The sequence below is a fragment of the Streptomyces sp. BK79 genome (assembly GCF_044142145.1).
Taxonomy (GTDB): Bacteria; Actinomycetota; Actinomycetes; order Streptomycetales; family Streptomycetaceae; genus Streptomyces.
This window is the reverse complement of the sequence record NZ_JBHVOC010000059.1, coordinates 1-4,701: the sequence shown is the minus strand read 5'-3', so window position 1 is coordinate 4,701 and position 4,701 is coordinate 1. Positions and strand designations below refer to the sequence as shown.

Sequence of the window (4,701 nt, the reverse complement as noted above, 5' to 3'; positions counted from 1 at the left end):
TTCACGAGAGCGCCGCACAGGCCGTCGTCCTGGGAAGCCTGCGACGTGACGAGGGTGCCCTCACCCGGCTCGTCACGTCCGCCGGTGAGGCATGGGCGCGCGGTGTGCCCGTCGACTGGGCGGGGATGCTCGCCGGCGGCAGGCGGGTCGAGCTGCCCACGTATCCCTTCCGCCGGGAGCGGCTGTGGCTGGAGCCGTCGAGCTCCCGCACCGGGAACCTCAACGTGGCCGGGCTGGTCGAAGCGGGACATGAACTCCTGCCCATCGCAGTGGAGTTGCCCGGCGGACAGTGGGTGTGGACCGGCGAGCTGTCGCTCTCCGCGTACCCCTGGCTGGCCGATCACCAGGTGCTCGGGCAGACCCTGGTGCCGGGCGTGGCGTGGGTCGAACTCGCCCTGCACGCGGGCCACCAAGTCGGTTACGGATCGGTCGAGGAGCTCACCCTGCAGACGCCGCTCGTGCTCGGCGAGTCCGACGCCGTGCAGGTCAGAGTCGTCGTCTCCGACCTTGGCGAGGCCGATCGCCGGGCAGTGTCGGTGCACTCGCGCGGTGACGACCAGGCCTGGGTGACCCACGCGGAGGGATTCCTCATCGCGGGAGGGGCGCAGCCGGAGACCATGGCCGTGTGGCCGCCGTCCGGTGCGGAGCCGGTGGAGGCTGACGGGTTCTACGAGCGCCTCGCCGATGCCGGTTACCACTATGGCCCGGTCTTTCAGGGCGTGAGCAAGGTCTGGCGAGCGGGCGAGGAACTCTACGCCGAGGTCGGACTGCCCGAGGACGCCGACGTGGACGGCTTCGGCATCCACCCCGCCCTGTTCGACGCCGCCATACAGACCGCGGCCACCGCCCAACTGCGCTCTGACGCGACCAAGTTGCCGTTCGCGTTCGGCAGTGTACAACTGTTCGCGACCGGTGCCCGGTCGCTCCGCGTACGGGTGTCCCCGGCCGGTCAGCAGGGGATGGCGTGGGAGGCCTGGGACGCCACCGGACTTCCGGTGTTCTCCCTCGGGCACCTGGCGACCCGGCCGGTCGACCGCGGCCAGCTGACCGTGAAGCGGCCCGAGTCGCTGTTCAAGGTGGCCTGGGACGAGACCGTCCCCGTCGTCGGGAATGCGACCGCCGCGCACGGCGTCGTGCTGGGCGACGACCCGTTCGCCCTCGGTGCCGCGCTGCGCGCCGCGGGCTGGGAGGTCGGGGCCGCCCCGGAACCCGCGTCCGCCGACACCGCCGCCGAGGTGCTGCTGCTGCCCTGTACGGCGCCCGGCGAGCCGGACGCGGACCTGCCCACCGCGGTCAGGGCCGTGACCGCTCGGGTGCTCGGCGTCGTACAGGAGTGGCTCGCCGACGAACGGCTCGCCGACACCCGGCTGGCCGTTGTGACCCGCAACGCCCTCCCGGGTGACCTCCTGCACAGCCCCGTCTGGGGCCTCGTGCGCTCCGCCCAGACCGAGAACCCCGGGCGCATCACCCTCGTCGACCTCGATGACCACCCCGACTCGGTGGCCGTCCTTGCCGAGGCGATCCAGTCCGACGAGCCGCGCATCATGGTCCGCGAGGGCCGGCCCACCGCCGCCCGCCTGGCCCGTGCCACCGCACCCGAGTTGGTGCCGCCCGCCGGAGCCGACGCCTGGCGCCTTGAGATCACCGAACCGGGCACGTTCGACAACCTCACGCTGGGCGTCTACCCGCACGCCGAGAAGACCCTCGCCGACAACGAGGTCCGGGTCTCCGTCCACGCGGGCGGCCTCAACTTCCACGACGTGGTCGCCGCCCTCGGCATGGTCGAGGACGAGCTGACCCTCGGCCGTGAGGCGGCCGGCGTCGTCGTCGAGGTCGGCGACGCCGTGCCGGACCTGGCCCCCGGCGACCGCGTGATGGGCATCCTGTCCTCCGGCTTCGGGCCGCTCGCCGTCACCGATCACCGCTACCTCGCACGGATGCCCGAGGGCTGGACGTTCGCTCAGGCGGCTTCGGTGCCCGCCGCGTTCCTGACGGCCTACTACGGGCTGTGCGACCTCGGCGGCATCTGCGCGGGCGACCGCGTCCTCATCCACGCTGCCGCCGGCGGTGTCGGCATGGCCGCCGTACAGATCGCCCGGCACCTCGGGGCCGAGGTGTTCGGCACCGCCAGCCCGCGCAAGTGGGGCGCGCTGCGCGCCCTGGGGCTCGACGACGCCCACCTGTCCTCCTCCCGCACCCTCGACTTCGAGCAGAAGTTCCTGGACGCCACCGACGGCAGGGGAGTCGACCTCGTCCTGAACTCGCTGGCCCGGGAGTTCGTCGACGCCTCGCTGCGGCTGATGCCCGGCGGCGGCCGGTTCGTGGACATGGGCAAGACCGACATACGGCGGCCGGAGCAGGTGGCGGAGGACCACACCGGAGTCGCCTACCAGGCCTTCGACCTCGTCGAGGCCGGGCCGCAGCGCACCGGGGAGATGCTCGCCGAGATCGTCCGGCTCTTCCAAGCCGGCGCGTTCCGGCCGCTGCCGATCACCCAGTGGGACGTGCGCCGGGCGCCGGAGGCCTTCCGGCATATCAGCCAGGCCAAGCACATAGGCAAGATCGTCCTCACCGTGCCCCGGCCCATCGACACCGACGGCACCGTCATGGTCACCGGCGCCACCGGCACCCTGGGCGGTTTCATCGCCCGGCACCTGGTCACCCATCACGGCATACGACGACTGCTGCTGGTCAGCCGCAGCGCGGAGCGCACCGACCTGGTGCGGGAACTCACCGAGCTCGGCGCCGACGTCACCTGGGCTTCCTGCGACCTCGCCGACGCCACCGCCCTCGAACAGGCCGTACGGTCCGTCGAAGACCGGCATCCGCTCGTGGCCGTCGTCCACTCGGCGGGAGTACTCGACGACGGCGTCATCGACAAGCAGAACCCCCAACGGCTCGACACCGTGATGCGTCCCAAGGTCGACGCCGCCTGGAACCTGCACCGGCTCCTCGACAACGCCCCGCTGGCCGACTTCGTGCTCTTCTCCTCCGCCAGCGGCGTGCTCGGCGGCGCCGGACAGTCCAACTACGCGGCCGCCAACGCCTTCCTCGACGCGCTCGCCGAACACCGCCGCACACAGGGCCTCGCCGGACAGGCGCTCGCCTGGGGACTGTGGACCGACCGCAGCACGATGACGGGACAGCTCGGCTTCACCGAACTCGCCCGGATCGCCCGCAACGGCGTCGCCGAGATGTCCGAAACGGAGGGCCTGGCCCTCTTCGACGCCGCCCGGGACACCGCCGAGGCGGTGCTGCTGCCCATGCACCTGGACGTCGCGAGGCTCCGCAGCCGCAGTGGCGAGGTGCCCGCGATGTTCCGCAGGCTGATCCACGCCACGGCCCGCCGCACCGCGAGCACCGCGGTCCGCAGCGCCGGGCTCGAACAGCAGCTCGCCTCGCTGTCCGGCCCCGAACGCACGGAGCTGCTCCTGGGCTTGGTGCGCGACCACGCCGCCGCGGTGCTCGGCCACGGCACCTCCGACGCCGTCTCGCCGGACCGGCCCTTCCGCGACCTGGGCTTCGACTCCCTGACCGCCGTGGAGCTGCGCAACAGGTTCGCCGCCCTCACCGGCCTGCGCCTGCCGGCCACGCTCGTCTTCGACCACCCCAGCCCGACGGCCCTCGCCGGGCACCTCGCCGGCCTGCTGGGCACCGCAACGCCCTCCGCGGCCGAACCGGTCCTGGCCGCCGTCGGACGGCTCCGCGCCGACCTCCGGTCGCTCACCCCGGACGCTGAGGGCGCCGAGGACGTGACGATCCAGCTGGAGGCCCTTCTCGCCGAGTGGCGGGAGGCCGCGGAGAAGCGGGCTCCGGAGGCGGTCCGTGACGACGACCTGTCCACGGCCACCGACGACGAGATCTTCGCGCTCGTCGACAGCGAACTGGGGGAGGCCTGATGACGGCCGAAGCACCTCAGGAAAAGCTCCGCGACTATCTGCGGAAGACCCTCGCCGACCTGCGGACCACCAAGCAACGGCTACGCGACACCGAACGCAGGGCGACCGAGCCCGTCGCGATCGTCGGCATGAGCTGCCGACTGCCCGGCGGCGTGCGGACACCGGAGCAGTTCTGGGAACTCCTCGACACCGGAACCGACGCCCTGGCGCCTTTGCCCACCGACCGCGGCTGGAACCTCGACACCGCGTTCGACGACGAACGGTCGTACCGGCGCGAAGGCGGATTCCTTTACGACGCCGGACGGTTCGACGCCGAGTTCTTCGGCATCTCGCCCCGTGAGGCGCTGGCTATGGACCCGCAGCAGCGGCTGCTCCTCGAAAGCTCGTGGGAGGCGATCGAGCACGCCCGCATCGACCCCAGGTCCCTGCATGGCAGCCGCACCGGCGTCTGGTTCGGCACGATCGGCCAGGACTACTTCTCCCTCTTCGCCGGATCCGACGGCGAGTACGCCAACTACCTGGCCACCGCCTGCTCGGCCAGCGTGATGTCCGGCCGCGTCTCGTACGCGCTCGGCATGGAGGGGCCTGCTGTCACGGTCGACACGGCGTGCTCGTCCTCCCTGGTCGCCCTCCACTCCGCCGTACAGGCACTGAGGTCCGGCGAGTGCGAACTGGCTCTCGCCGGGGGCGCCACGGTCATGGCCACCCCGACGGTGTTCACCGCCTTCTCCCATCAGCGTGGCCTGGCCGGTGACGGCCGCTGCAAGGCCTTCGCGGCGGGTGCCGACGGCGCGGGCTTCGC

General features: G+C 72.2%; 2 protein-coding genes. Both read left to right on the top strand.

Going from position 1 to position 4,701, the window contains the following annotated elements; translation table 11 throughout:
* Positions 1–3,899, top strand: a 3,899-nt coding sequence (locus tag ACFIF2_RS35700; RefSeq protein ID WP_395577454.1) for an SDR family NAD(P)-dependent oxidoreductase, incomplete at its 5' end; no start/stop codon positions are given.
* Positions 3,899–4,701, top strand: an 803-nt coding sequence (locus ACFIF2_RS35695) for a beta-ketoacyl synthase N-terminal-like domain-containing protein (RefSeq protein ID WP_395577453.1), incomplete at its 3' end; no start/stop codon positions are given. The genes ACFIF2_RS35700 and ACFIF2_RS35695, both read left to right, overlap by 1 nt.